Annotated in this window: 18 protein-coding genes, 1 tRNA gene and 5 pseudogenes; 13 read left to right on the forward strand and 11 right to left on the reverse strand. The window is 60.5% G+C overall.

The features are described 5' to 3' along the window. Positions 1-6 precede the first annotated feature (6 nt). The 4 genes from ccoN to HAP54_RS48770 form a co-directional block, all read right to left on the reverse strand. Positions 7-1,629 carry a cytochrome-c oxidase, cbb3-type subunit I gene (ccoN, locus tag HAP54_RS48755; protein ID WP_029081501.1) on the reverse strand — a complete coding sequence of 541 codons (1,623 nt, stop codon included), beginning with the start codon at positions 1,627-1,629 and terminating at the stop codon, positions 7-9. A gap of 26 nt (positions 1,630-1,655) precedes the next feature. After that, a complete protein-coding gene (locus HAP54_RS48760) occupies positions 1,656-2,153 on the reverse strand; it encodes a hypothetical protein (RefSeq protein WP_156928632.1) in 498 nt (165 codons plus the stop codon). Between the two features lie 115 nt (positions 2,154-2,268). Then, positions 2,269-2,790 (reverse strand): hypothetical protein, encoded by a 522-nt coding sequence (locus HAP54_RS48765; RefSeq protein ID WP_224741471.1) that lies wholly within the window; start codon positions 2,788-2,790, stop codon positions 2,269-2,271. A gap of 127 nt (positions 2,791-2,917) precedes the next feature. Next, positions 2,918-3,667 (reverse strand): CBS domain-containing protein, encoded by a 750-nt coding sequence (locus tag HAP54_RS48770; protein WP_166298299.1) that lies wholly within the window; start codon positions 3,665-3,667, stop codon positions 2,918-2,920. Positions 3,668-4,619: 952 nt separating this feature from the next. Here HAP54_RS48770 and HAP54_RS48775 point away from each other — a divergent pair. After that, positions 4,620-6,050 (forward strand): PAS domain S-box protein, encoded by a 1,431-nt coding sequence (locus HAP54_RS48775; protein ID WP_029081505.1) that lies wholly within the window; start codon positions 4,620-4,622, stop codon positions 6,048-6,050. Beyond that, a complete protein-coding gene (gene fixJ / locus HAP54_RS48780) occupies positions 6,047-6,655 on the forward strand; it encodes a response regulator FixJ (protein WP_166298300.1) in 609 nt (202 codons plus the stop codon). Before HAP54_RS48775 ends, fixJ begins: the two co-directional genes overlap by 4 nt. A 590-nt stretch (positions 6,656-7,245) precedes the next feature. Here the strand turns inward: fixJ and HAP54_RS48785 are convergent. Continuing rightward, entirely contained in the window at positions 7,246-8,274 is a 1,029-nt protein-coding gene (locus HAP54_RS48785) for an IS110 family transposase (RefSeq protein ID WP_166307216.1), read from the reverse strand. Positions 8,275-8,386: 112 nt separating this feature from the next. Between HAP54_RS48785 and HAP54_RS48790 the strand changes: the two genes are divergently transcribed. Then, positions 8,387-9,730, forward strand: a complete 1,344-nt coding sequence (locus tag HAP54_RS48790) for an IS1380-like element ISBdi2 family transposase (protein ID WP_166298301.1) — start codon at positions 8,387-8,389, stop codon at positions 9,728-9,730. An 821-nt stretch (positions 9,731-10,551) separates the two neighbouring features. On the opposite strand, the gene HAP54_RS48795 is transcribed toward HAP54_RS48790, so the two are convergent. Next, positions 10,552-11,670 carry a hypothetical protein gene (locus HAP54_RS48795; RefSeq protein WP_175619334.1) on the reverse strand — a complete coding sequence of 373 codons (1,119 nt, stop codon included), beginning with the start codon at positions 11,668-11,670 and terminating at the stop codon, positions 10,552-10,554. Positions 11,671-12,096: 426 nt separating this feature from the next. Beyond that, entirely contained in the window at positions 12,097-12,285 is a 189-nt protein-coding gene (locus tag HAP54_RS48800; protein ID WP_224497163.1) for a hypothetical protein, read from the reverse strand. A gap of 204 nt (positions 12,286-12,489) precedes the next feature. On the opposite strand from HAP54_RS48800, the pseudogene HAP54_RS48805 reads away from it, so the two are divergent. From HAP54_RS48805 to HAP54_RS48845, 9 genes and pseudogenes are all read left to right on the forward strand, one after another. Beyond that, positions 12,490-12,696 (forward strand): annotated as a pseudogene (locus HAP54_RS48805) (IS256 family transposase); the annotation flags it as partial. 199 nt (positions 12,697-12,895) lie between these two features. After that, complete coding sequence (locus HAP54_RS48810; protein WP_165128261.1) at positions 12,896-13,504, forward strand: phasin family protein; 609 nt, start codon at positions 12,896-12,898, stop codon at positions 13,502-13,504. Positions 13,505-14,354: 850 nt separating this feature from the next. Continuing rightward, on the forward strand, positions 14,355-15,638 hold the full coding sequence (locus tag HAP54_RS48815; protein ID WP_166298302.1) for an IS256 family transposase: 1,284 nt from the start codon (positions 14,355-14,357) through the stop codon (positions 15,636-15,638). A 515-nt stretch (positions 15,639-16,153) separates the two neighbouring features. Beyond that, positions 16,154-16,420, forward strand: coding sequence for a DUF3892 domain-containing protein (locus tag HAP54_RS48820; RefSeq protein ID WP_084518808.1), 267 nt, complete (start codon positions 16,154-16,156; stop codon positions 16,418-16,420). A gap of 341 nt (positions 16,421-16,761) precedes the next feature. Continuing rightward, complete coding sequence (locus HAP54_RS48825) at positions 16,762-16,989, forward strand: hypothetical protein (RefSeq protein WP_029084920.1); 228 nt, start codon at positions 16,762-16,764, stop codon at positions 16,987-16,989. 7 nt (positions 16,990-16,996) lie between these two features. Beyond that, positions 16,997-17,362 carry a hypothetical protein gene (locus HAP54_RS48830; protein ID WP_166298303.1) on the forward strand — a complete coding sequence of 122 codons (366 nt, stop codon included), beginning with the start codon at positions 16,997-16,999 and terminating at the stop codon, positions 17,360-17,362. Further along, a complete protein-coding gene (locus HAP54_RS48835; RefSeq protein WP_029084918.1) occupies positions 17,359-17,577 on the forward strand; it encodes a hypothetical protein in 219 nt (72 codons plus the stop codon). The genes HAP54_RS48830 and HAP54_RS48835 overlap by 4 nt, the downstream gene beginning before the upstream one ends. A gap of 31 nt (positions 17,578-17,608) precedes the next feature. Further along, positions 17,609-17,815 (forward strand): hypothetical protein, encoded by a 207-nt coding sequence (locus tag HAP54_RS48840; protein ID WP_166298304.1) that lies wholly within the window; start codon positions 17,609-17,611, stop codon positions 17,813-17,815. Between the two features lie 487 nt (positions 17,816-18,302). Further along, a pseudogene (locus HAP54_RS48845) lies at positions 18,303-18,896 on the forward strand (HD domain-containing protein); the annotation flags it as partial. A 158-nt stretch (positions 18,897-19,054) separates the two neighbouring features. On the opposite strand, the gene HAP54_RS48850 reads toward HAP54_RS48845, so the two are convergent. The 3 genes and pseudogenes from HAP54_RS48850 to istA all read right to left on the reverse strand — a co-directional run. After that, positions 19,055-19,126 (reverse strand) — tRNA-His (locus HAP54_RS48850). Positions 19,127-19,137: 11 nt separating this feature from the next. Then, positions 19,138-20,001: an IS21-like element helper ATPase IstB gene (gene istB, locus HAP54_RS48855; RefSeq protein WP_166294386.1), complete on the reverse strand. Its 864-nt coding sequence runs from the start codon at positions 19,999-20,001 to the stop codon at positions 19,138-19,140. 8 nt (positions 20,002-20,009) lie between these two features. Beyond that, positions 20,010-21,500 (reverse strand): annotated as a pseudogene (gene istA, locus HAP54_RS48860) (IS21 family transposase); the annotation flags it as partial. A 113-nt stretch (positions 21,501-21,613) separates the two neighbouring features. On the opposite strand from istA, the pseudogene HAP54_RS48865 reads away from it, so the two are divergent. Then, positions 21,614-22,609, forward strand: a pseudogene (locus HAP54_RS48865) (IS630 family transposase); the annotation flags it as partial. Positions 22,610-22,849: 240 nt separating this feature from the next. Here HAP54_RS48865 and HAP54_RS48870 read toward each other — a convergent pair. After that, a pseudogene (locus HAP54_RS48870) lies at positions 22,850-23,691 on the reverse strand (phosphocholine cytidylyltransferase family protein). Positions 23,692-24,253 lie beyond the last annotated feature (562 nt).

Below are 24,253 nucleotides of genomic sequence, written 5' to 3' on the forward strand. Positions count from 1 at the left end.
CTCAACCTATTCGGCAGGCTGGAGAGCACCGGCGCCCTCGGTTTCGCTGGCTCGGCCAGCATTGACCGTCATCCAGAGATTGAAGGCCATGATCAGGGCGCCGACCAGAAACAGCGCGCCGCCAGCCGCGCGGATGATGTAGAAGGGATGCATGGCCTCGACCGACTCGATGAAGGAGTATTCGAAGAAGCCGAGCGAAGTGTAGGCACGCCACATCAAGCCTTGCAGGATCCCCGACACCCACATTGCGGAAATGTAGAGCACAATGCCGATAGTCGATATCCAGAAGTGCCAGTTGACGAGCTTCAGGCTATAGAGCTGGCGATTCCAGAGCCACGGGACGAGGCAGTAAAGCGCGCCGAAGGAGACGAAGCCGACCCATCCCAGCGCTCCGGAATGCACGTGACCGATGGTCCAGTCAGTGTAGTGGCTCAGCGAATTGACCACCTTGATCGACATCATCGGGCCTTCGAAGGTCGACATGCCGTAGAAGGCGACCGACACCACCATCATGCGCAGCACGGGATCGGTGCGCAGCTTGTCCCAGGCTCCCGACAGCGTCATCAGGCCGTTGATCATGCCTCCCCAGGAAGGCATCCAGAGCATGATCGAGAATGTCATACCAAGGGTTTGCGCCCAGTCCGGCAGCGCCGTGTAGTGCAAGTGATGCGGGCCAGCCCAGATGTAGAGGAAGATCAGCGCCCAGAAATGGATGATCGAAAGCCGGTAAGAATAGACCGGACGCTCCGCCCGCTTCGGAATGAAGTAGTACATGATCGCTAGGAAGCCGGCAGTCAGGAAGAAGCCGACAGCGTTGTGGCCATACCACCACTGGAACATGGCATCCTGCACACCGCCCCAGGCAACGTAGGACTTCGAGCCGAGGAAGGAGACCGGAAGCGCGGCGTTATTGCCGAGATGGAGCACCGCGATCGTGACGATGAACGCCAGATAGAACCAGTTGGCGACGAAGATGTGCGGCTCCTTGCGCTTCACCAGCGTCATCAGGAACACGAGCAGATACGTCACCCAGACAATCGTCAGCCAGAAGTCGGCATACCACTCCGGTTCGGCGTATTCCTTCGACTGGGTGACGCCCAACAGATAGCCGGTGCCGGCGATCAGAATGAAGAAGTTGTAGCCGACCACGACGAACCAGGGCGCGAGGTCGCCCGCAAGGCGCGTGCGGCAGGTCTTCTGCACGACATAGAACGAGGTCGCGATCAGGACATTGCCGCCGAATGCAAAAATTACCGCAGACGTATGCAGCGGCCGCAGACGGCCGAATGTCGTCCAGGGCAGATCGAAGTTGAGCGCGGGCCAGGCCAGCTGCATGGCGATGATCAGACCCACGGTGAAGCCCGCAATACCCCAGAACATTGCCATCGCCGAAGCGAACTTGATCGGGCCGAGATTGTAATTGGGGCGCCCACCGATCTCTGCCGGAGGCAATGCAGCCGGGCGGTCCAGATAGCGATTGCCGATCACGACCACGGAGATCAGGCTGGCCGCGCAAGCAAGCGCCGCGTGAAAACTGAATGCCGGATCGTGCCCCATCGCTGCGCCGAGAAAGCAAACGAAGGCAAATACCGCGAGCGCGGACGCCAGGCCGGCTTCGCCCATCGTCATCGACTTTGAAACGGAGGATGGACTTGTCATGTGGAAGCTTTCCCTGGATGCGATGACGTCATGGAAACCACGATCTCGCTGACAGCCGCTTGATCGGCATCAATTCCTGCGCCAGGTCGCGCGCCCCTGGCACCGCGGCTCAGCGCGGTGAGTGTCAATTCGTTCGGACAGTACCTGGCCGGACTGGCTCGCTTATCCCGCGCGAGGTCGGTAGTGCAGCGCTTCTTCTCTTGGCACAGGCCACACACCCGCCGCAGATCACGCAGCACATCACTGTGAGACGTAGCGAGCGCCTCTGCCGACAAACCTGCATGTTTGAGACGCTTACTCAGCAATTCAGGCGAACCCCGGCCGCGAGCCAGCGTTCGAAGGTCCGATGTGGAAAGATTGAGCTCGTGGGCGATCTCATCGACCTCCCGAGGAGTCATCAGATCGAATTCGTGCCGGCGAGCAAGAAATGCTCGGAGGCGGGCGAGAAGGTTCTCGAATTGCGGCGAGTTATTGCCAGCTGATCGATCGGTCATCGCCCACACCCCTTTTTGCTTTCCGTAACCTCTAGCGGACGGTCGCGATTGCCGATTTGATCTTCGTCAAATGCGCAATGTCGCGGCGATCAAATGTGATCGCCACTCAAGGCCACTAGCTACCCCATGCGGACGGCAAAGACGACGGCATTCGAAGCTCCATCGAATCGGCAAAGATCGTCCAATCGCGAATGCCCTTCTGTCTGCAGAAGTCGGCTTCCGCGAGCTGTGCGGCCACGGACAGCGAAGCGGCATCGACCTTGAATGCGGCCTGACAGGCGCGATGTTCATGGCCGGTGTCGTCGCAAACGGTCTTGATGAAACGAACGTCAAATGATGGCATAGCACCCTCACGTGGGTTGATTCCTTGATGTCCACGTTGCCATTGATGCAAGAGGCCCGTATTGATCTGTCGCAATTGAATGCTCTGAGGTGCAGCCGTCGTATTGCGGAGGATATAGAAACCGAGCAGAGCTTTGAGCGACCACGAGGACCACGAGCGGCACGCTTTTCGCGACGTGCGGCTCGCATGATCCGCAACTGCGATCGGACGAGGTACTATTCGTGGTGAGATTTCCAGTCTGAGGATGACGGCCGGACTGCCGGTATTGACGTCGTCTTGCTGCTGACGGTCCATCCGGAGGCGGCGATCGCGAAGCCAACGATCGCGCAGATCGTAAGCAGCGTTGCCGCGAATCCCAGGACATCTGCGCTGACCACAGCGGTCACGATCAACGGGATCAGCAGGATTGCGAGGCGAGCGATCACCCTGCCGTCTCCTGCGCAATTTTGGCGGCAGCCGCTCGTTCGTCTTCCGCGGATTGGATGTAGAAGCCGGAATAGGTGTGGACATAGCACAGATGATCGTGCAATTCCCTGACGCCGGAGGTATTTTCCACGGCAACGATAGCCGCTTGCCTCGCCTGCTCGTCCATGATGATCCCTCGGAGGTGCACCACGCCATTGCGCACCGAAACCTGCAGACCAAGCGGACACCAGTTTGCGGCGACGAGCGCCCGCACGATGCGGTCGTGGATATGCTTGTCATCCGCCGTGGGGTCCGGAATCTGGTGAGCGATAGACGCAACTGCCCGTAGCAGATCGGCGCGTGTGACGATGCCGACGAGACGCCCGTCGCGCATCACCGGCAGCCGCTTGACTCCCTTCTTCTCCATGAGCTCGACTAAATCCGGCAGAGGCGTTTCTTCCGTGACGGTGACCGGATCATAGGACATGATCTCTCCGACCTTACGCCCGCGTTCATGGGCAAAGTCCGTGGCCGCATGGCCGGAGCCGAGAAGGAACTGAAGCCAGCGGGCGCGCCGGCGTTGCGTCCCGATCTCGCTCCGCCGCAGAAAGTCACCTTCCGACAGGATGCCAACCAATCGTCCGGCCGCATCGACCACCGGGAGGCCGCTGACATGGTGATCCATCATCAGTTTGGCGGCGTCCATAATGGACGTCTCGGTTCCGACGGTGATGACATGTCTTGCCATGATCTGATGTGCGCGCATTGCCAGTTTCCCTTTCTCGCCAGACACGTTCGCATCAAATCGGCTTGTCTGTGTTGATCTCCCTCAACGGCCTCGTTTGACGGGGATCAAGGCGTAGCGACTTGATCGGACATACATGTCACGTTGTCAGGAGAAGAAGATCATGCTGCAGAACCTGCTTGCTTCAATCGGAGTACTCGCGATCATTATCGTGACTTTTGCCCGGATGACCTTCCAGGCAAGGCGCCCCCCCCCCCGCAAGAGCAGCTGGCCAGGTCAAAGACGCTCCAAACGCTTCGTCCCGGCGGCCGTTCTAGAGCGCTCTCACCTGTCCTAACCCGCCTGTCCGAAATTTGACCTTCATCAATGCGGAGCGAGTGCCGCCGCTTCAGATTGTCCGTCCGTCAGGATCGTGCAAATGGCAGACAGAAGGGCTTGGCGCCCCATTATCTTTTCGTGTCCAACTACCGGCGAAGGCCTGCTTCCCGACGACACGTCCGAGCCAGCGGCTGACGATCTGCACTCAATCTCCTGCGCCGCGTGCGACGGCATCCATTTCTTCAACCTGAGGACAGGGAAAGTCATCGGTCCCAGGCCGGCTTGAGCAGATCGTGCTCCGGAGGAGGCCAGTAGCGGTCCGGTTGACACATATCAACACGCCCGCGCCGACATGGGGAAATAGCAACTTCCCTCAACGAAGGATGTTGAACATGACAGATCTTAGCGATTCCCGTTCCATTGCCGACGCCATCCAGAGCTGCGCGAAGCGCAGAAGACGCGACGTACGCGATCGAGACCGCGCGTTCGTTGGGCACCATCGAGCTGAACTTATTTGCTCGGCAGACGGGCGGTGCCGACGAGGCAACTCAGAAACCTGCCAGGTCGCGAGCCCTGCCCTGGATAGAGCAGCCAGTGGCTTCAGGCGTCCGAACGGTGTAATATCTCACGGTCTGAGGGCATTGCCTGGGGGAATATGTCCGACCGCATCTGGTACCGCTATGGCACTGCCGCGGCAGCGACCGCGCTCGTTTTCGCGGTGCGCGCGGGACTCGATAACTATTTCGAAGACCGGACCTTCACGATCATATACGTTCCGGCGGTGCTGTTCGCCGCCTTCGCCGGCGGCCGTGGTCCGGCGATTCTCACTACCCTACTCTGCCTCGCCGTCAGCGCTAAATTCCTCGGCAAAAGTCTGGTCACCGAACCTGCGAATCTGATCGATCTTGCATGTTTTGCGGTCCTCGGCCCCATCCTTGGCTTCATGGGCGACCGGCTACTTAGGGAAAGCGATCAGGCGCGAAATCGCCAAGCCCATCTGCAATCCATCCTGGACACGGTCCCTGACGCCATGATCGTGATCGATGATCATGGCATCATTCGCTCCTTCAGCGCGGCCGCCGAGCGCCTGTTTGCCCGAAAAACCGACGAGGTCGTCGGAAAGAACGTTTCGAGCCTGATGCCCCAGCCGTATCGCGGCGAGCACGATTGGTACCTCGACCGTTACCTTACGACCGGCGAACGGCGTATCATCGGGATCGGCCGGATCGTGGTCGGAGAGCGGAGTGACGGTTCAACCTTTCCGATGGAGCTTGCCGTCGGCGAGGCCAAGGTCCGCGGCGAGCGCTTCTTTACGGGCTTTATCCGGGATCTCACCGAGCGTCGCGCTCAGGAGCGACGGCTTCAGGAGCTGCAGTCCGAGCTGGTACACGTGTCTCGGTTGACCGCAATGGGCGAAATGGCGTCCTCGATCGCTCATGAAATCAATCAGCCACTATCAGCCATCACAAACTACATGCGCGGCGCAAGAGCGCTGCTGGCGTCGGAGGCACCGGACACTACGCGAATTCGCGACGCACTCGAGCGGGCCGCGCAACAAGCGTTGCGGGCCGGCGACATCATCAAGCGCCTGCGTGAATTTGTTGCCAAGGGCGAAACGCAACACTCCCTGGAGAGCCCCGCCACCCTGCTCGAAGAGGCCGTCGCGCTCGCGCTGCTCGGCGCCAAGGAGCAGGGCGTCCGGGTGGCGATCCGCAGCGACCGGGACATGCCCTCGATCATCGTCGACAAGATCCAGATTCAACAGGTCGTGCTCAACCTGGTTCGTAATGCGATCGAGGCGATGGCCTCCAGCCAGCGCCGCGAATTGACCGTCGGCGTCACCAAGACTAACGGTGTTGCGACGTTCACCATCGCCGATACCGGTCCAGGCATCAGCCCTGACATCGCCGACCGCCTGTTTCAGCCCTTTATCACGACAAAGGAGCATGGCATGGGCGTCGGCCTCTCGATCTGCCGGACCATCATCGAATCCCATGGTGGGCGCATGGATGTGATGCCAAACTCTGGAGGCGGCACGGTTTTTCAGTTCATCCTCCCGTTCGCGGAGGACGGAGAAGAAGCATGACGACGCGGCGTACAATTCTTGTCATCGACGACGATCCGGCGATGCGGGACTCACTGGCCTTCCTGCTCGATGTCAACGGCTTTGCCGTCACAACCTATGAGACGGCAACCGAATTTCTCGATCATTTCGCCAATAGCACGGTCGACTGCATCGTATCCGACATACGCATGCCCGGCATGAGCGGCCTCGAGCTCGTCCGCAAACTCAAGGCTGACGCAGCGGCATGCCCCGTCATTCTGATGACCGGCCATGGTGACGTCGCACTCGCCGTCGAGGCGATGAAGGCCGGCGCAGTTGACTTCATCGAGAAGCCGTTTGTGGACGAAGCTCTGTTGCGTGCGATCCGCGAAGCCCTGCGAGCACAGTCGGCAGCTCCGGCCGACGGAACGGTCAAGCGCGACGCCGAAGCTCGCCTGGTGGACCTCTCGCCGCGCGAGCGCGACGTCCTGCGGGGGCTCGTGGCGGGCAAGATCAACAAGGTGATCGCCCACGACCTTGGCATCAGCCCGCGAACAGTCGAGGTTTACCGGGCTAACCTGATGGCCAAGACCAATGTGCGCAGCATGTCGGAACTGATGCGGATAGCGATCGCCGCTGGGCTCTAGACGTCCCAAGAAAGCGATCGTTCAAGGTTGTTTGTCCACGGAGATAAAGACGTGCCAAGCTCACGCGGTGAGGCAGAAGATGGGCAAGCAACTTCGAGCCATGGGCCGCCCGGGCAAGCAGCAGTGTTATCAGCCCAACAGACAGTACGATCTCTGCGGCAACCATGATGATGCTTCGTGCTCGTTCCCAGAGCTGAGCCTGGAGATCGTCCACGTCACGCCTGTCCCGATTGTCATTCGGCCCTTTAATTGCGGATTGTTGTCACGCTTTACATTTCTGAATTCGTCCATCGCACGGTGGTAGTGCTCGCGCCGTCGGAGGTCAGGGTTGCGGAGACGGCGCGAGCGCGGCTGATACGTACTTTGCCGGCCAGGCATTGGATCGCCCTGACTGGTTGATGTCTTCGCTGGGGTCATGGTCCTTTCCGAGGTCGCGTAGCGCCTCATGATGATGTCCGGGTCGGACGCCTCAACGTTTGCAGCGGAGTACGATCGAGCCGCCACCAGCCGAATGAACGAGGTCGCCTCAACACCGTCCCAGCGGGACATCGCCAGTCCGGCAGACCGGACCAGGAACTTTTGAGCAAATATCAGACCGGCTGCGGCTGCCCCCAGTCGAAGGATGTGCCATCGACCCAGATGCAGTGAAGGATGACTGCGATCTTTCGGGCGATGGCGACCTTTGCCTTCCTCATGCCGATCCGCTTGGCGAGCTTCATGCCCCAGGCCTTGAGGGAAGACCACTTCTTTGTCCGATAAAGAAGTACGGTAGCGGCCTCGAACAAGTAGGTTCGGAGGAGCCGGTCGCCCCATCGAGATATCTTGCCATTGATGTCCGTTTCGCCAGACTGGTTGCGCCGAGGTGTAAGACCCAGATAGGCGCCAACAGTCGATGCCGATCGGAAGCGGGACGGGTCATCGATCGTATGGCGGAACGTCAAAGCCGTCACCACGCCGACACCAGGAACCGTCATCAGACGAAGCGTCGTCTCATCCGACTTCGCCAACTCGCGGACCTCGTTGTCGAACTTGCTTTGTTGCTTACAGATCTGCTCATGGATCGACAGAAGCGGCGCGATCACACCGAGGAGCTGATGATCTTCGCGCAATAGCTCACGGACCTGATTGCGGAACTGCAGTCCGATCGCGCGTGGGAACAGCAAGCCGTATTCTTTGATCAGACTGCGGACCTGGTTCTCGATATCACGACGGATGGCGACGAGCCGGGATCTCGCGACGAGTATCGCGCGGATCTTCTGACTTTCCTCGCTCTTGACTTTGACTTCTCGATACCAGCCAACCCGAACCAGTTCGGCCAGACCTCGAGCATCATTCTGATCGCTTTTGTTCATGCGTACGGACAAAGCCGCGTGGGCATGCCGCGCGTCGATGCAAACCACCGGGAAATCGATCCTACGAAGTTCGTGCCATAGCCAGCTCGCCATCGCCCCAGTCTCAAATCCGATGCGCTCCGCTTGTGGCGCCCGCTTGCGAAGCAATGCCGCGAGTGCCCCTGGGTCGGACTTTGCCTTTCCTTCGAACAAGATCTGACCCACTTCGTCGACCACACATACTGAAGTTTCATTACGTCCATCGCAAACATGGCTAGCCCGTCTTATTCGTCAGAGTGCGCCTGAGAGGCTGGCGAGCGTGGTGTAAAGCGCTGATGCGGCGTAGGATTCGGTTGCAAAGCCAACCCCATCACCTTCAGCCGCGAACACCAGGCCCGCCATGACCGATGATACGATTCTGCCCTTCTCGTTTCCAGCCGTTCACGCCAAGAAAGTCACAGCTGCCTTCGATGGCGGTCGGCTGACCTCGAACGGGGGCGTGATGCTTCTGGCGATGGCCGAGCGGCGTCTCGGCTTGGCCGACAATTTGGCCCGGGTGTTCCCGGATCGGCGCGATCCGACGCGGGTCGTGCACAGCCTTGTCGATATGTTCCGCGCGCGCATGTTCGCGATCTGCTGCGGCTACGAGGACGCCGACGACCTCGATCATCTGCGGTCCGATCCCGCATTCAAGCTGGCCTGCGGACGGCTGCCGGACACGGGTCGCGATCTGTGTTCCCAACCGACGCTGTCGCGGCTGGAGAATGCTCCGCGCCTGCGCGACGTGATCCGACTGACCTACACTTTGGTCGACGCATGGATGGATAGCTACCCGCGCGAGCCGGCATCCGTCACGCTCGACATCGATGATACCTGCGATGTCGTCCACGGCCATCAGCAGCTCTCGCTGTTCAACGCTCATTATGACGAACGCTGCTTCCTGCCGATCCACGTCTACGACACGGAGAAGAGCCGGCCCGTGGCGGTCGTGCTGCGGCCCGGCAAGACGCCGGGCGGCGTCGAGGTGCGTGCCCATCTGCGCCGCCTGATACGGCATATCCGGACGCGGTGGCACAACACGCGAATTACGTTCCGTGGCGACGGGCACTATGCCCGGCCGGAGGCCATGACGTGGTGCGAGACCAACGGCATCGACTACATCTTCGGTCTGTCCGGCACCAAGCCGCTCGCCAGAAAAGTCGACGAGGCCGCCGACGACATCCGCACGCGACGCGCCATCGAGAACCTGCCGGTTCTGCGTGGCTATACCGAGACGCGCCACAAGGCCAAGTCCTGGGATCGCGAACGGCGTACCGTCGCCCGTATTGAGGCGACGATGCTCGGCCTCGACATCCGTTTCGTCGTCACCAGCCTCGATGTCGGCTCGGCCGAGTGGATCTACGACAGCCTGTATTGCGCGCGCGGCCAAGCCGAGAATCTGATCAAGCTGCATAAGACACAGCTCGCCTCCGATCGCACCAGCTGCCGTTCGGCGCTCGCCAATCAAGTCCGCCTCGTTCTCCACACCGCCGCTTATTGGCTGATGCTGACCGTGCGCGACGCGATTCCCAAAGCCCGGGAATTGGCCACAGCCGAGTTCGCGACGCTGCGTCTTCGTCTCTTGAAACTCGCTGCCCGTGTCGTCGTGACCACGAGCCGCATTCGCCTTGCGTTTGCCGCGGCATGTCCCGAAGCCGACCTGATCCGCGGCTTGCCAGGCGCGCTGCTGCCGCTCGGTCCTTGACCGGCGGGGCGTCCGCCCCCCGTTCGCCCAACCCATCCCTCAAGCGCGTTGCAAAGTACGGGTCGTCAGGCGGTGAAAAGCCGAAGGCAATCCCGCGCGCCTCGTCAGAGCAGATGTGCGGCCACATCAATCGGACTAAAAAAACGCACTCTCACGAATAGGACGGGCTAGCCTCCGTTGGGCTTGCTGGTTACACCCCGGGCCACGGTGGGACATCTCCCACCATCAAACGCAGATCGTGATCGTAACCTTCCGGGAGGACCAATGGCCGACTGACAGCTCCCTGCGGCGCGCTGTGCTGCGCAGCGGCGTCCTCGGCGTACGTCGCGACCGCATGCGGCGCCGTGGCATCTTCGTAGCCGCTCGCCTGCATCATCGGCTGCGCCTGCCATGGCGATGCACCCTGTTGATGGGTGGGGGCCACCGACGTCAGCAGGCGACCGCCTGAATTGGCGATCTCGCTCAGCTGCCGCTCGCTGGAAGGCCGTGCAGATTGTCTAAAGTCCTCGGCCTCTTCGCTGGCCTCAACTCAGCTGTGTCATGCTCATCGTTGATGAGGACCTCCTCGCTTGGCAGGAAGTTGCTCCTCGCAAGTGCACCCCTCAACTTGTCCGAGGAGTGCTGGCGGTCGGGCTCTCCGGGATCCGGTGCCTGGTCGTGGCGCGCGGCTGGCTCGAGAGATGACGACGGGCCGGGTTCGTCCATCAGTCCCAAAAGCAAATCCTGATCGCGGCCTTCCGCGGGAAGCTCCTCTGGCCGACTGCCAGTTTCCTGCGACGCGCTGTGCTGCGCAGCGGCGGCGTCGACGCGCCTCGGATCCATCAGTACCGCGTCTTCGGGATTGATGGGGCCACGTTCTGGGGGTGAGGATTCAGCTTAGCGCGTCGTGAGATCGGCACTCCGCCCGTCGACCGGAAGGTCCGGAGATGGTCGATTGCCTGAAGGAGTCTCTTTGGATTACCCTGTCCGGTGAACTCGAGCACCTCACCGCCATCGGCCAGCGACTTATTGTCGAACCGAGCAAGAATGCTCGGTTTTTCTTTTGCGAAAAGCCAACGGCTAAAGCTAAGAGGAGAACTTACGTACTGCTTGGCGACGGGTTTGGTGAACCCGCCCTTGATGAGGGCCTTCTCAAGCCCCAAAATAATGGGAGCATCCTCGGAATGAAGACGCCGCTTGTCGTGCCGTATCGCAATCCCAGTTGACTGAGCCGGTTGCGGCGCCGAGGACGACGGGCCGGGTTCGTCCATCAGCCCCAAAAGCAAATCCTGATCATGGCCTTCCGCTGGAAGCAACTCCTCTGGCCAACTGCCAGCTTTCTGGGTCGCACTGTGCTGCGCAGCGGCGTCGCCGACCTGCCTCGACTCCTTCAGGGCCGCGTCTTCGGGATCAATATGGCGCTCGAGTTCCATCGCCTTAGCGCCGGCCGACGATTTCCGGAGATGAGCCAGTGCGGCACCGATCCCCCGGTTACCACCGGCGTCCTTCTTATAGCTCTTGACATCTCCATCCAACGCCTTGCCTGAAAGCCGACCAGCAATGCCCTTCTTGTTGTTTTCATGCAGGTAGTCACTGAAACTGCGAAGAGCAGTTGCATCCCTCGTGCCGGTATCTGCCGCTACTTCGTTTTTGTACTCTTTGATGAGTGCCGCGTCCTGGGGATGAGGATTTAGCTCAGCGCGGCCTGCGATCGGAACGACTCCGCCCGTCGACTGCGAGGTTCGGAGATGAACTATTGCCGTAAGAAGTTTCCAGGGATTACCCTTTCCGATGAACTCGCGCGCATCTTCAGTCAGTGGCTCTTCGTCGTCAAGCCGAGCAAAAATGGCCTTTTTGTTATTTGCGAAGAGCCAGTGGCCAAAGCTGAGAAGAGTACGTACATAGTCCTTGGCGGTGCCTTCGGCGGCCCCGCCCTTGATGAGGGCCTTCTCAAGCCCCAAAACAAGGGGAGCATCCTGGGAATAAAGAGGGCCAAGACAGCATGGTGCATGTGCCTGCGCGCTTCGCCGTCAACAGCCGATAGACCGAAGATTCAGAGACAAAATACTGCTTCTCATCGGTGAGGCGTACGGCCGGCTTTCGCGGCGAGGACTATCTCCAGCCAACATCTTGACAGGATGCGCTGAACGCGCGAGTCAAAATCGAAACGCAACTAACTTTTGGTGCCTTACAATTCAGTATTAATCTTGAGACGCCTATTGCATCGGCAATGTCGTCATCGACCAGCTCATGCAGTGGAACTTCAAAGCTTGAACGGCCTCAGCTCGGCTGATGGCGACGATCGACGAATCGCGGGCTTGGATAAAAGCAAAGCAAGCCTTCCGCCCTAACCGCATCCATCAGTTCGGTGGTAGCGCCTCCGGAATCTACTGCGCCTCACTCGCGTCGGCAAAGACCTCATCGCGGATCACGCGCAACGTCACTTGATGAAGATAGGCCTGCAGGGCCTGGTCAAGCTCGGAGAACTCCGGCCACAGAACTTGATCGAGGATCCGGTTGCGTGCGCGAACCATGACCGTGTTGCGCCGCTGTCGATAATAGCGATAGGGCTTCATGCCATAACGCCGGCACAAGGAGAAACAGATGGCGCGACCATTGATCCGGCATTAAGAACCGCATCTCAATTTGAGGGATCTTGCCGACCAAGTTGCGTCAAAACGCTCCTTCACACGTCTCAGCGCCGCTTCCGCCGCGAGCCCGCTCTCCGGCCCTTTCGGCACCCGCGAAAAGAGCCTCGATCTTCGGCAACTTCTCGCGCGCGCGCCCGCGGGTCAGGGGCGAAGGGCCGCGAGGTCACGATCCCGAGCTGGGAAACGGCCGCGCATGAGGAACGGCTCGGTCGCTGGGCGATGAACTGATGCTGGGACTTCATGGCTGCGGATCTGTCCGCGCTCGACCTTCTGGTGGTCCAAATCGACGGGTTGCATCCCGGCGACGATCTCGTGCTGGTGGCCGCGACCGGGGTCAGGGCCGCGTCTATCCGCCCACTTCCAAAGCCATAATCACTGTGTGCTAGAATTAGTAGGTTCGCTGTTCTCAGTTCTCAGCTAAGTAAGTAGAGCCGTTTTGGAAGAAACCTGTCCTGAACATAAGGCCAGAAGGACCTGAAAAGTGCAATTGACGGTGCTACGCAAGTCAGGAACTCGCAGAAAATGGAGAACAAGCATGGCAAACTTACGCCAGGACGACAAGTCTACACCAGGGACAGATGATGCAGCTCGCCGTGCCGGCGAGCGGGCTGCCGAGCAGACCAGCCGTACCGGACAAGCTGCAGCTGATCAGACTGCGCATGTCGGGCAAGGTGCCGCTCAAGCCGGAGAAGAAACGGCCCGATCAACTTCCAACTTTCTTAAGCAGAACGTTGAGACGGTGCAGAACGCATGGCGGATCGGCCTGGAAGCGACGACCTTAGCCGTGGGACGCTCTACCGAGCAACTTGGTCGCACGCTCGGGGTCTCAGGAGAAGGGGTGCAACAGGCAAAAGACGCAACGGAACGGTCGGCGCGCAACGTGCAAAAGATCCTTCACACCAGTAATGCTGCTGCCAAAGTGATGAATGGAATTTCTCAAGAGTACAGCCAGATGGTTCGGCATCAAGTCGGGAAGAACATGGACTACATCAGCGAGCTGTGGACCTGCCGGACCCCTCAGGAATTTGTAGCCGCACAAAGTGATATTGTGCGGAAGTCTGTGGAAATTGCTCTGGAAGGTAGCCGTCGGATCGCCGACCTGTCGCTCAAAGTGGCCGACGAAACCGGAAAGCAGATCAAGTGAAGTATGGAAGAAGTCCGGCACTCCGCCTAATGGGCATACAGGTTCGGCTGGAAAACGAGCGCTGCTTGTCGGTTACTCTTGCCGCCTTGGGAGTGAGACTTTTGAGAAAACCAAGGCTACCGCTGTAAACGCAATGTCGAGTTAATGCCAGTCTCTGAATTGGCAGCGCCCCTTGGATTCTCCGTTACGCACCAACGCTCATTAGAGCGACTTGTCATGATCGTTCCGTCGTGGGCCGCGTGGGATGCGGCGCCCTGAATGCCGGGCTAACAGAAGGTCGTGCTTTCGATTTATCTCTTGGAGGTCGGCAGCCTTGAATGGCGTAAGCCGTCGCGTCGGTTTCATCCTGCTCGGCGCGATAGAGCTCTTGCCTGTCCCTCTGACTTGATCCGGTCGCCCCCCAGAGTAGGTAGGAGCCCGATCCAATGTTGATGCTGTACCGTCAAACGTCGGTAGCCTTTCGGGCTGGACTCCGTGGAGCATCAGGATCTGACGATGTCTGAAAGACTGCCAACTTGCGCGCCGAAGTTAAGAAACGCATTGCCCAGATCGAAAGTATGACACTAGTCCAGATTCAACGGGTCATGATGGATTGTGTGTCCGAGCGGTCTGCTGGCAGGATGACGACATGTGAGCGCAATGCGTTGCGCCGAGCACTGAACAAACGGGTCAGCATTCTCAGACGAGACCTTGTCGCGTAAGAGTTCGCGAGCCTGCACGCAAAGCGCCGACGCCGAACTGGGGAAGCCGGGGAGCTATCGCTGAAAGTTGGTGACGGCGGGAATCGGGAAGGCGGCATATCGTGGGGGTGCTTGACGCCTCCACTTCTCCACCGAAGGAGCGATATGCCGTGGCCAAAGATAACATCATCAAGTTGATTCAGCCAGGAAACGTCGACGATCAACTCACCGAAATCTTGCGCAATGGGGCGCGTGCTCTGTTGGCCCAGGCGGTCGAGGCCGAGGTCGCGGACTTTCTCGGCAAGCATGCCGATTTGAAGACTGCGGACGGCCACCAGCGCGTCGTGCGCCACGGTCACCTGCCGGAACGCGAGGTTATGACCGGTATCGGTCCGGTCGGCGTCCGCCAGCCGCGTGTACGCGATCGCGAGGCGGAGGCTACCGATCCCGACCGCATCCGGTTCTCTCCGTCGATCCTGCCGCCCTACATGCGCCGCTCGAAATCGATCGAGACGCTGCTGCCGATCCTTTACCTGAAGGGTATCTCCACCGGCGACTTCTCCGAGGCTCTGGCGGCGCTGCTCGGCAAGGATGCTGCCGGGTTGTCGGCATCCGCCATCGGCCGTCTGAAGGACGGTTGGCTTGACGAACACACCGCGTGGCAGAGGCGCGATCTGTCGGCGAAGCGCTACGTCTACATCTGGGCCGATGGCATCCATCTCCAAGCACGCCTCGAAGACGAAAAGCAGTGCATCCTGGTGCTGATCGGCGCGACGCCGGAAGGCCGCAAGGAACTGGTCGGCTTCACCGATGGCGCCCGCGAGAGCGCGCAGGACTGGCGCGATCTGCTGCTCGACCTGAAGCGGCGCGGGCTCGGCGTGCCACCGCGGCTCACCATCGCCGACGGCGCGCTCGGGTTCTGGAAGGCCGCCGGCGAGGTCTGGCCGAAAACGCGCGAGCAGCGCTGCTGGGTACACAAGACCGCCAACGTGATCGCCAAGTTGCCGAAGAGCCAGCAGCCTAAAGCCAAACGCGCGTTGCAGGAGATCTGGATGGCCGAAACCAAGGCCGCCGCCGAGCTGGCGTTCGACGCCTTCATCGAGAGCTACACGCCCAAATACGAGAAGGCGGCCGACTGCCTGAGCAAGGATCGGGACACGCTACTGGCGTTCTACGACTTCCCGGCCGAACACTGGAAACACCTGCGGACCACCAATCCCATTGAAAGCACCTTCGCTACCGTGCGCCACCGCACGATCCGATCGAAGGGCTGCCTGTCCAACAGAACGGCGCTCGCGATGGTCTTCAAACTGCTTGAGGCCGCGCAGAAAAGCTGGCGTCGTCTCGATGGCCACAACCAGTTGCCAAAACTCGTTCTCGGTGTGACATTCAACGATGGGATCGAGGTCATCGCCAAACCGACTGACCGTCAGCCCATAACCGCCGCCGCCTGACCGGCCGCGCCGTCACCAAAATTTGGCGATAGCTCGAGGCCGGGCGAGCTACGAGAGAAATCGTGAGAGAGCTAAAGCGCAGTGTGAGGCCGCGATCCGGAACCGGTTCGCCAAGCTTGCACGCCTAAAGAAAGAACTCGCGCGATGGAATTAGGGGTACGCCGCTCGCGTCAAGGGACAAGAGAAGAAGCCGCATGTTCAGACAACCACCCTTCCGTTCCTATTCAACCGCAGCTCGCATCTGTATTGGCATTGCGGTCTAAGCGCCGTCCTGCTGGTCTGGACAATAATGACGCACGTCGTGCGGCAAGGCTGGCCAGTTGGTGTATCCGCGCTGGCATAATCAACGATGCAGATACGAGCTGAGGAAGCCCGGGTGAATGCACCCCGCCCGCACTGACCACTTATTCAAATTTTCAACCCGTGAGGCGGGGCTCTGAACGTTTCCAAGCAACCGGATAATGAGTCCGTTCTGCTAACGGTCAAAGCCTTGGCTCACGAAATAGGAGTGAGCCATGACGCGCCGTATCACCTGCATTACCAAGCTGCCTAACCATCAAGACCGCCATCGGCGTATTCAAGCAGTCGGTGGTTCAGCATGGCGAGATTCGGAAGAAACAGCCATTGCAAACGTCAAACACGACAAAAGCGCTTACGATGCTACTGAGCAGGGCAAGACAGTCAAGGTGATCGTCAAAAAACACGATGGTCGCGAGTACCTAAAGACCGAGAGTAATCATTTTCTTCCCGACAATCTTCTGAGTCTTCCGGATTGCTCGTGACCGGCATGTCGTATTGTCCGTCGTCAGATGATTTGAAACTGATCACGCGTTTCGAGAAGGGAGGCTCTGGCTCATCAGGGGGTAGAGTTTGAGCAGCCTGCAGTTGATGCTGCAAGCGGCGGTTTGCGATGCTGTCGCGCTTGATGCGTTTTCGCTCTGCGAGGATCGCCCCGGCTTGAGCGCCACCCGTTCGTCCAGCCGGTCGCGGCGCTGCGCCGGGACTGGATCCGGGTCCGGGGTCGGCCGGTCGCCGGAGGAGTTGGGGCGGTGAGGCGGCCGGACAGACGCTGAACCCGCGGGAGGCCGCGGTACTGGCCGGGCTCCTGGCCGCCGACCGCGAGGTGACGGCGCTCGAGATCGGCCGCGACTCCGGCCTTTACCCCAACGGCAATTCGCGGACATCGGCCGAGCTCGGCTCGTCACTGATCCGGCCGCTCCTGATCGCCGGCGCCGTGGCGCAGTGCGGCCGCAAACCCCTTCGCTTCGAAATCACGGAACGCGGTCGGATCGCGATCGCGCTCTTCAAGGCCATCGCCAACAGAAAGGTTCGACATGACGCTCACGCTTGAGGAGAAAATGAACGGCGCCGAGACGCGGGCGCGGCAGCAGACGGCGGAGAAGCACTTCTTCGACCAAGCCCCGCCGTTCTTCCCGCTCGGATTCTCGATCGGTTACCGCAACCCCGGCCATTGGGACATCGACGCGAAGCAGTGCCCCGGCTACGCGTCGGCATGGCAAGCCGCGCATCCCGAAGGGTCTACCAGCGCCAACGACGGCGATCGCGAACGGGCATTCAGCATCCGCGGCGCGCCCGGGAATGTCGTTGTCTGCGACGAGCGCTGGAATCCGAACCGGCCTCAGCCTTGTGAGATGAACTTCCGCAGCGTGATAGCCGCGATGGCGTGGATCTGCGAAGAACTCATGCAGGAGCCGGGCACATGAACAATCCGCTCCTCTGGGCCGGCGTCGCCCTTCTAGTCATCGCCGCATTCTGCCTCGCCAAGACGTGGTTGCAGCCAGCTGGCATCTTGGCGACCGTCGGCGCGGTGCTCATCGTCATCGTGGTCCTGACGGTTGGCATTCCGGCATTGGGCGGCGCTGTCGGGTACGCCTTCACGACCATTTTCGAGATGAAGGGGGACCAGGACCACGACTAAACGCGGCATCAACGTCACGCCGGGATATTTCTTGCATCGCCCCACCACTAAACCGCTGCCGAATTGGCTTTTCTACACGCTGGTCTGGTTGATCATTCCGCCGGCATTCGCCGTAGTGATTGTGTGGACGTCGGTGACGTGCCATGAGCGCGCCATGAAGGACATCACGTCGCTGCGCGATATCGACCCAAAGGCAATCGCCGACGCGTTGCGCGCGCCGTCGCCGTACCGACGCTGATCCTCGAGCTCACACCGCGGGAGCGATGGCCGTGCATGGTTCAATACTATTGGCGTGGCACGGTTTACGTGCCACGCGATGTGTTCCGATTCGAGCCTGATCAAATTGGGCCGTCGGATTGCGTCTGGATCGTTCCGGGAACGACGCCATGATGGTGAGGCGCTCCTACTCAGGGCCATCCTTCCGCCAACGCCCCGCACCTTCCGCGTGCGGATGCTTGCGGCCGGTTTCAGGCACGCCACCCGCGCCGCGGAGAACGCACGAAAGCGCTCCATGCGGTTGCGCAATCGTGCGGCGGCCTCAGATGAAGTTCCCGCCGGTCGGCACCGTCGCGAACCGCGGCCGCTCATTGGCACGGCTGGCGAAACCGTATGATTGACATGGGAGAGTTGCCTGGCGACGAAGCGTCCAGGTCTTGGGCCCGCGAATATCTGGCTGCACGGGCATCGCAGGGAAAATGAACTTGATCTAAAAGGCCCGCGCATCCGCGCGGGAGAAGCACGCGCAGCAGAAACAGAACTATACCGGCGAACCGCATTTCGTTCACCTCGAGGAAGTCGCCGGCATCGTGGAACGCGCCGGCCTTTCGGAGACCGCGATCGCGGCAGCTTGGCTGCATGACACCGTCGAGGACACCGACGCCATTCTACCTGAGGTCTGCGCGAAGTTCGGCTCCGCCGTCGCCTTGATGGTGCTCGACCTGACCGATACCCCACCAACACCGGGCATGAACCGTGAGCGGCGGAAGCGCGCCGACCGGATTCGACTCGAGCTCGCCGGACCTGAGACCCAGGGCATCAAGTGCGCGGATCTGATCAGCAACACGTCGACGATATCGAAGCACAACCTAGGCTTTGCGAAGACCTATCTGCCGGAAAAACGCGCCACCCTGGAGATCCTGACGAAGGCGCCGGCGCCGCTCCGACAGCAGGCGTGGGCATCGTTGTGCGCGGCCGAGGCGCAGCTTCCGGTGAAACCAACCCCTGTGACGCAGGCCGAGCGGGATATCTTGAACAACGCGACAATCCCTCCGGCACCAGAAGCCGACGCATGGGACCACAAGCGTAAAGGAACAACCTGATGTGGCTCCACACCGTGGTCGCGTGGAGCGCCCAGACCAAAAACCCCTACTCGTCGTTGAACGAGTTCGAAGGCGTCGAAGAGCGTCACGAGTCGTGGTTCTGCCGGTCGAAGTCGCCCAACGACGGATTGCGGCTGCTCCAGGAATACTCGGAGGCCTTCAGACTGGGTGAATCAAACACCGCGTCTCCCGGTCCACGGCCGAGCGTCCTACCATTGAACGAAGTCAGGAAGAGTGGTTGTCAATCGGCCTGCAAATTTGACCCCTCATCGGCGTCCAATTTTGACCCCTTCGTGCGGCGGGCTTTGCTGGTAGCGCTCGTCTCGTCGGAGCTGGCCGGGATAGCGGAGGCGAGACGAGCGCGGGTGGCGTGATCGTCGTCTCGGCTCTTGAACCGCCAGCTATCGTTGCCGGTCTCGACAATGTCGCAGTGATGGGTCAATCGGTCGAGCAGCGCTGTGGTCATTTTGGCGTCGCCGAACACGCTCGGCCATTCGCCGAAGGCGAGATTGGTCGTCACGATGACGGAGGCGCGCTCATAGAGCCGGCTGACGAGGTGGAAGAGGAGCTGGCCACCGGACTGGGCGAAGGGCAAATAGCCGAGTTCATCCAGCACGATGAAGTCCATCCGGGTCAGATGCTCGGCGAGCCGTCCTTGCCGTCCGTTGCGGGTCTCGGTCTCGAGGCGATTGACGAGGTCGACTACGTTGAAGAAGCGGCCGCGGGCACCGGATCGGATGCAGCTTCTGGCGATGGCAATGGCCAGGTGGGTCTTGCCTGTGCCGGTGCCGCCAACCAGCACGACATTGCGTTGCTGGGCGATGAAGCCGCCGCTGGCGAGATCATTGACGAGAGTCTGATTGATCGGCGTGCCGTCGAACTGGAAGTCGGCGATGTCCTTGGCAAGCGGCAGCTTGGCAATGGTCAGCTGGTATTTGATCGAGCGGGCCTGCTTCTCGTTGATCTCGGCGTTAAGCAGGTCGCCGACAATGCGCTGAGGTTCGTGCTGGCGCTTGACGGCAGTTGCCATGATCTCGTCGAAGGCAGCCTTCATGCCGTAGAGCTTGAGCTCGCCCATGAGGTCGAAGATTTGGGTTCGTTCCATCAGATGGTCCTCCGGAGGTTGTCGTAGCGGGCACAATCGGCGATCGGTGCATGACGGAGCGTCAGTGCGGCCGGCGTCATGATGTTGGCCGGTGGGGCGGGTTCACGTTGACGGGCCAGGATGTTGAGCACGACATCGGCGGAATGGACGCCATGACCGAGCGCTTCGGCACAGGCCGCTTCCACCGCGGACAGACCGTCAGTCAGCACCGCGGTGAGGATGTCGACCATCTGCCGATTGCCATCGTCGGTGCTGGCAAGCTTGCGCCGGATCCGCTCGATCGCGGCCGGCAGCACCCAGTCTTTGAAGGGAGCGCCGTTGCGCAAGGCACCGGGTTTGCGAGCCAGCACCGGCACATAGTGCCAGGGATCATAGGTCGTCTCGCCGCGGCCAAAGGATCGCGGGTGCTCGGCAACGATGCGTCCATCCTGACGGATCACGATGCGGTCGGCATAAGCCTGGACTTCGACCGGCCGTCCGACTGCGCTGGCTGCGACCGAGTACTTGTTGTTGTCGAAGCGCACCAGGCAGGTCTTCGAGACCGATGCCGTCACCGCATGGAAGCCGTCGAAGCGGCCGGCATAGGGAACGAGCTTGGGACGCTCGGCTTCGAACACTTCCCAGATCGTCTGATCGACCAGCTCCGGGTGGCGATGAGCCTTGGCGTAGGCGATGCATTTGTCGAGCAGCCAGGCGTTTAACTCGTCGAGGTTTTTGAACCGCAGCCGCGGCGTGAAGAAGCGCTCCCGGACCAGCCCGACCTGGTTCTCGACCTGCCCCTTCTCCCAGCCCGACGCCGGCGTGCAGGCGACCGGATCGACCAGATAGTGGCTGCACATCTGCAGGAAGCGGCGATTGTAGAGACGCCCTTTACCGACGAAGATCGTCTCTACGGCGGTCTTCATGTTGTCGTAGATGCCGCGGGTGCAGGTGCCTTTGAACAGAGCGAACGCCCGGTCGTGGGCGTCGAACACCATCTCCTGCGTCTCCCGCGGATAGGCCCGCACGAACAGCATGCGGCTGTGACAGAGCCGGACATGGGCGGCCTTCACCATCACCGTGGTCCCGCTCAGCAAGACCACCTCGTGGCTCCAGTCGAACTGGTAGGCTTCGCCTGGGGCAAAGCTCAGCGGGACATAAGCCGCCGCGGTCGATTGCCCGCGTTCTTTGCTCCACCGCCTGGCGTAACGCCGCACGGCATCGTAACCGCCGTCGTAGCCGCGGCCGCGCAGCTCTTCGAAGATCCGGATCAACGTCAGCTGTTCACGAGCCGATTTGGCCGCGTTCGCCGCCAGCAATCCGTCAAGCTCTACTGCCCATCGTCCCAGCTTTGGCCGCGGCTGCACCTGCCGCTCGTACTCGAAGGAGGTCTCTCCCGACCTCAGCACCTTCCGGACCGTGTTCCGCGACACCTTCAGGTCACGGGCGATCTCCTTGATCGTCTTGCCCTTGATGAAGTGCTCGCGCCGGATCCGGGCAATTGTCTCCACGATCAGCATCCCCCACCACCTGCTTCGTTCCAAAGCAGGCAGCGCAACAGATCAATCTGTAGGGGGTCAATTTTGGACGCCGATCCCCCGGCTTAGGGGGTCAATATTGCAGGCCGAATGACACCCCGGTGACGTTGCAGCGCGATTTGAAGCGGGCGCGGATAGTTCTGTTGGCGGCGGATGGACGCAGCACTCGGTCGATCGCCAAGGAAGTTGGGGTCCAGCCGCGGATTGTCAGCCTTTGGCGGCATCGCTATGCCGACCAAGGCCTTGAAGGGCTGCAAGACAAGCCGCGACCGGGCAAGCAGCCAATCTATACGAAGGCCACCGACAAGCGGATTCTGAAGCTGCTGGACAAGCCGCCGCCGGACGGGTTCGCACGCTGGACCGGGCCCCTGCTGGCCGGGGCGCTGGGCGATGTTGACGTCCAATATGTCTGGCGGTTCCTGCGCAGCCACAAGATTGACCTCGCGGCTCGTAAGTCCTGGTGTGAGAGCAACGACCCGAACTTTACGGCCAAAGCCGCCGATGTTGTCGGCCTCTATGTCGCCCCGCCCGCGAAGGCCATTGTGCTGTGCGTGGACGAGAAGCCCTCGATCCAGGCTTTGGAGCGAGCGCAGGGTTATCTGAAGTTGCCCAATGGCCGCGCCTTGACCGGCCAGAGCCACGATTACAAGCGGCATGGCACCACAACATTGTTTGCGGCGCTCGAAGTCGCCACCGGAAAGATCATCGCGGCGCATTCAAAACGCCGACGCCGCGTCGAGTTTCTCGACTTCATGAACAGCGTCACCGCGGCTTTTCCGAACCGGAAGCTTCACGTCATCCTCGACAACCTCAACACCCACAAGAAGAACGAGCATTGGCTCAAGGCCCACCCCAACGTGCAATTTCATTTCACGCCGACAAGTGCGTCTTGGCTCAATCAGGTCGAGGTATGGTTTTCGATCTTGCAGGGGCAGTCGCTCAGCGGCACCTCCTTCACAAGCCTCACGCAGCTTCAGGAGCACATCGATGCCTACGTCAACGCATACAACGACAGAGCCGAGCCCTTCGTCTGGACCAAGAAAAAGGTCCGTCAACGCCGTTTCAAAGGCCGCCGTATCACTCAGCTCTGATTCTGGGTACTAGCTCGCCGATATAGCGCCCGCTGATGCCGGGCACGGCGTGGCCTAGCAGGATGCTGGAGAGGATGTCCGGCACCCCCAACGCGGTCGTCAGCGATTTGTAGGTGTGCCGGAGTGCGTGCCCTGCGGTTGGCAGTCCAGAGCGCTGCGGAGCCTGCCTAAAGCCCGGGAAAACGAGGTCCGGTACAGTGACCTCACCATGGCGCGGACACTCTTCCACGCCGAAACACATTATGGCGTTTTCTGGATACCAAAGGTATCTTGGCGTTGGACCCTCCGCCTATTCTGTAGCCCGGCGCGATCGAAGGCGGGCGCTCTTGTGAAGATGCGCTCCGCGATAGGCAGATCTTCGGTGCTGTCGATTTCGTACCACCTGAGACCGTCGCAGCGCGACGCTGCAATCCGTAAGCCTCGTCTTTCCATCAGGCTGGCAAGGAGCGCCTCTGTGTAGGCCTGCGTAGCTCCAGATCCGATGAGATCATCTAGCGCTGGAACGATCGTTGCTCTCAGCGTCGTCGCTGACAATCGTAGCAGGTTCATCGTCTTGAAACGTCTTGGGCCATCCGCGACAAGGTTAGCTGCGGTCTGTTTCATGCGGAAACTCGTGATGACGCCGCTATCCGACAACAAGACCGCCGAACCTTCCATCGATTCATTGAAGGGAGCAACTGCAGCCACGTCGGTTGCTTGGCTCATCATTAGGTAGCGCAACGCATCCTCTTCAAAGAAGACGTCACCCTTCGACAATGAAGCAGTCTCCGGAAAAAAGCGCGTCGCGCGCCAGCCAAAGAGAATAGGCGCGGCCGGTGCGGTCGAACCCGGACGATTCGACAGAGTTGATTTCGAGCTCGCCAAAGCGGCTGCCGCAGGCATATTGAATAGCGTCCTTGCGGTAGCCCATACAATTGTGACTTCTTCCACGCCACCGCTTCCAAGTTTCGCAGCGCGTTATGGAGTATCGGCGTTTCATTGACCTCGACAAGCGGCTTGGGCCGCAGATCGGTCAGCGGCCGCAAACGGGAGCCGAAGCCCGCGGCCAGAATGACGGCTTTCTTCGGAGCATCGGTGGTCATTTCATTCCCCTTCGTCGTTGTTTGATATCGCGTCCTCACTCCCAAGCGTAAACGACACGGATCGTCACCGCGATTTCGGTAGTTAATCTGGTCCCGGCAGAGCTCCTGTGAGGGGATGGGCAACTCCCTCAGACCGAGGGGTCTTGGCGGCAGTCCTCGCCGCAGCGGCGCCCGACGATGTGAACAAGACTGTCCGCTGAGCCAACCCCACGCGCTCTCCAAAGGTCCCACAATGTCGGTTGTTCTGCTGCTGTGTGGGGTCTACGGGCTTCGTGAAAAGCGGATCTACATCTTCGGAAGCGCGGATCATCGTCCGCGTTGGGGTTTCTCCGAGAGAGAAATGCGCTCGTGACCCTTCGTCGGTGACTGGATGGTCGTTGAGGTGGGGAGATCGGCCGAGATATTGCGGCAATGGGCAGATCGGCCGCGTATGAGCTGTCGCGGCAGTCGATGGTATGCCCAATTTCAGGAGTGAAAACCTGCGACTTGCTGATAAGCGCGCTTGAGCATGATGGCAAGGCAGCCAGTTGCATGGCGGTGGTCCTTCGAGAATGAGTATGTT

It is taken from the genome of Bradyrhizobium sp. 2S1, assembly GCF_011516625.5.
GTDB lineage: Bacteria > Pseudomonadota > Alphaproteobacteria > Rhizobiales > Xanthobacteraceae > Bradyrhizobium > Bradyrhizobium septentrionale.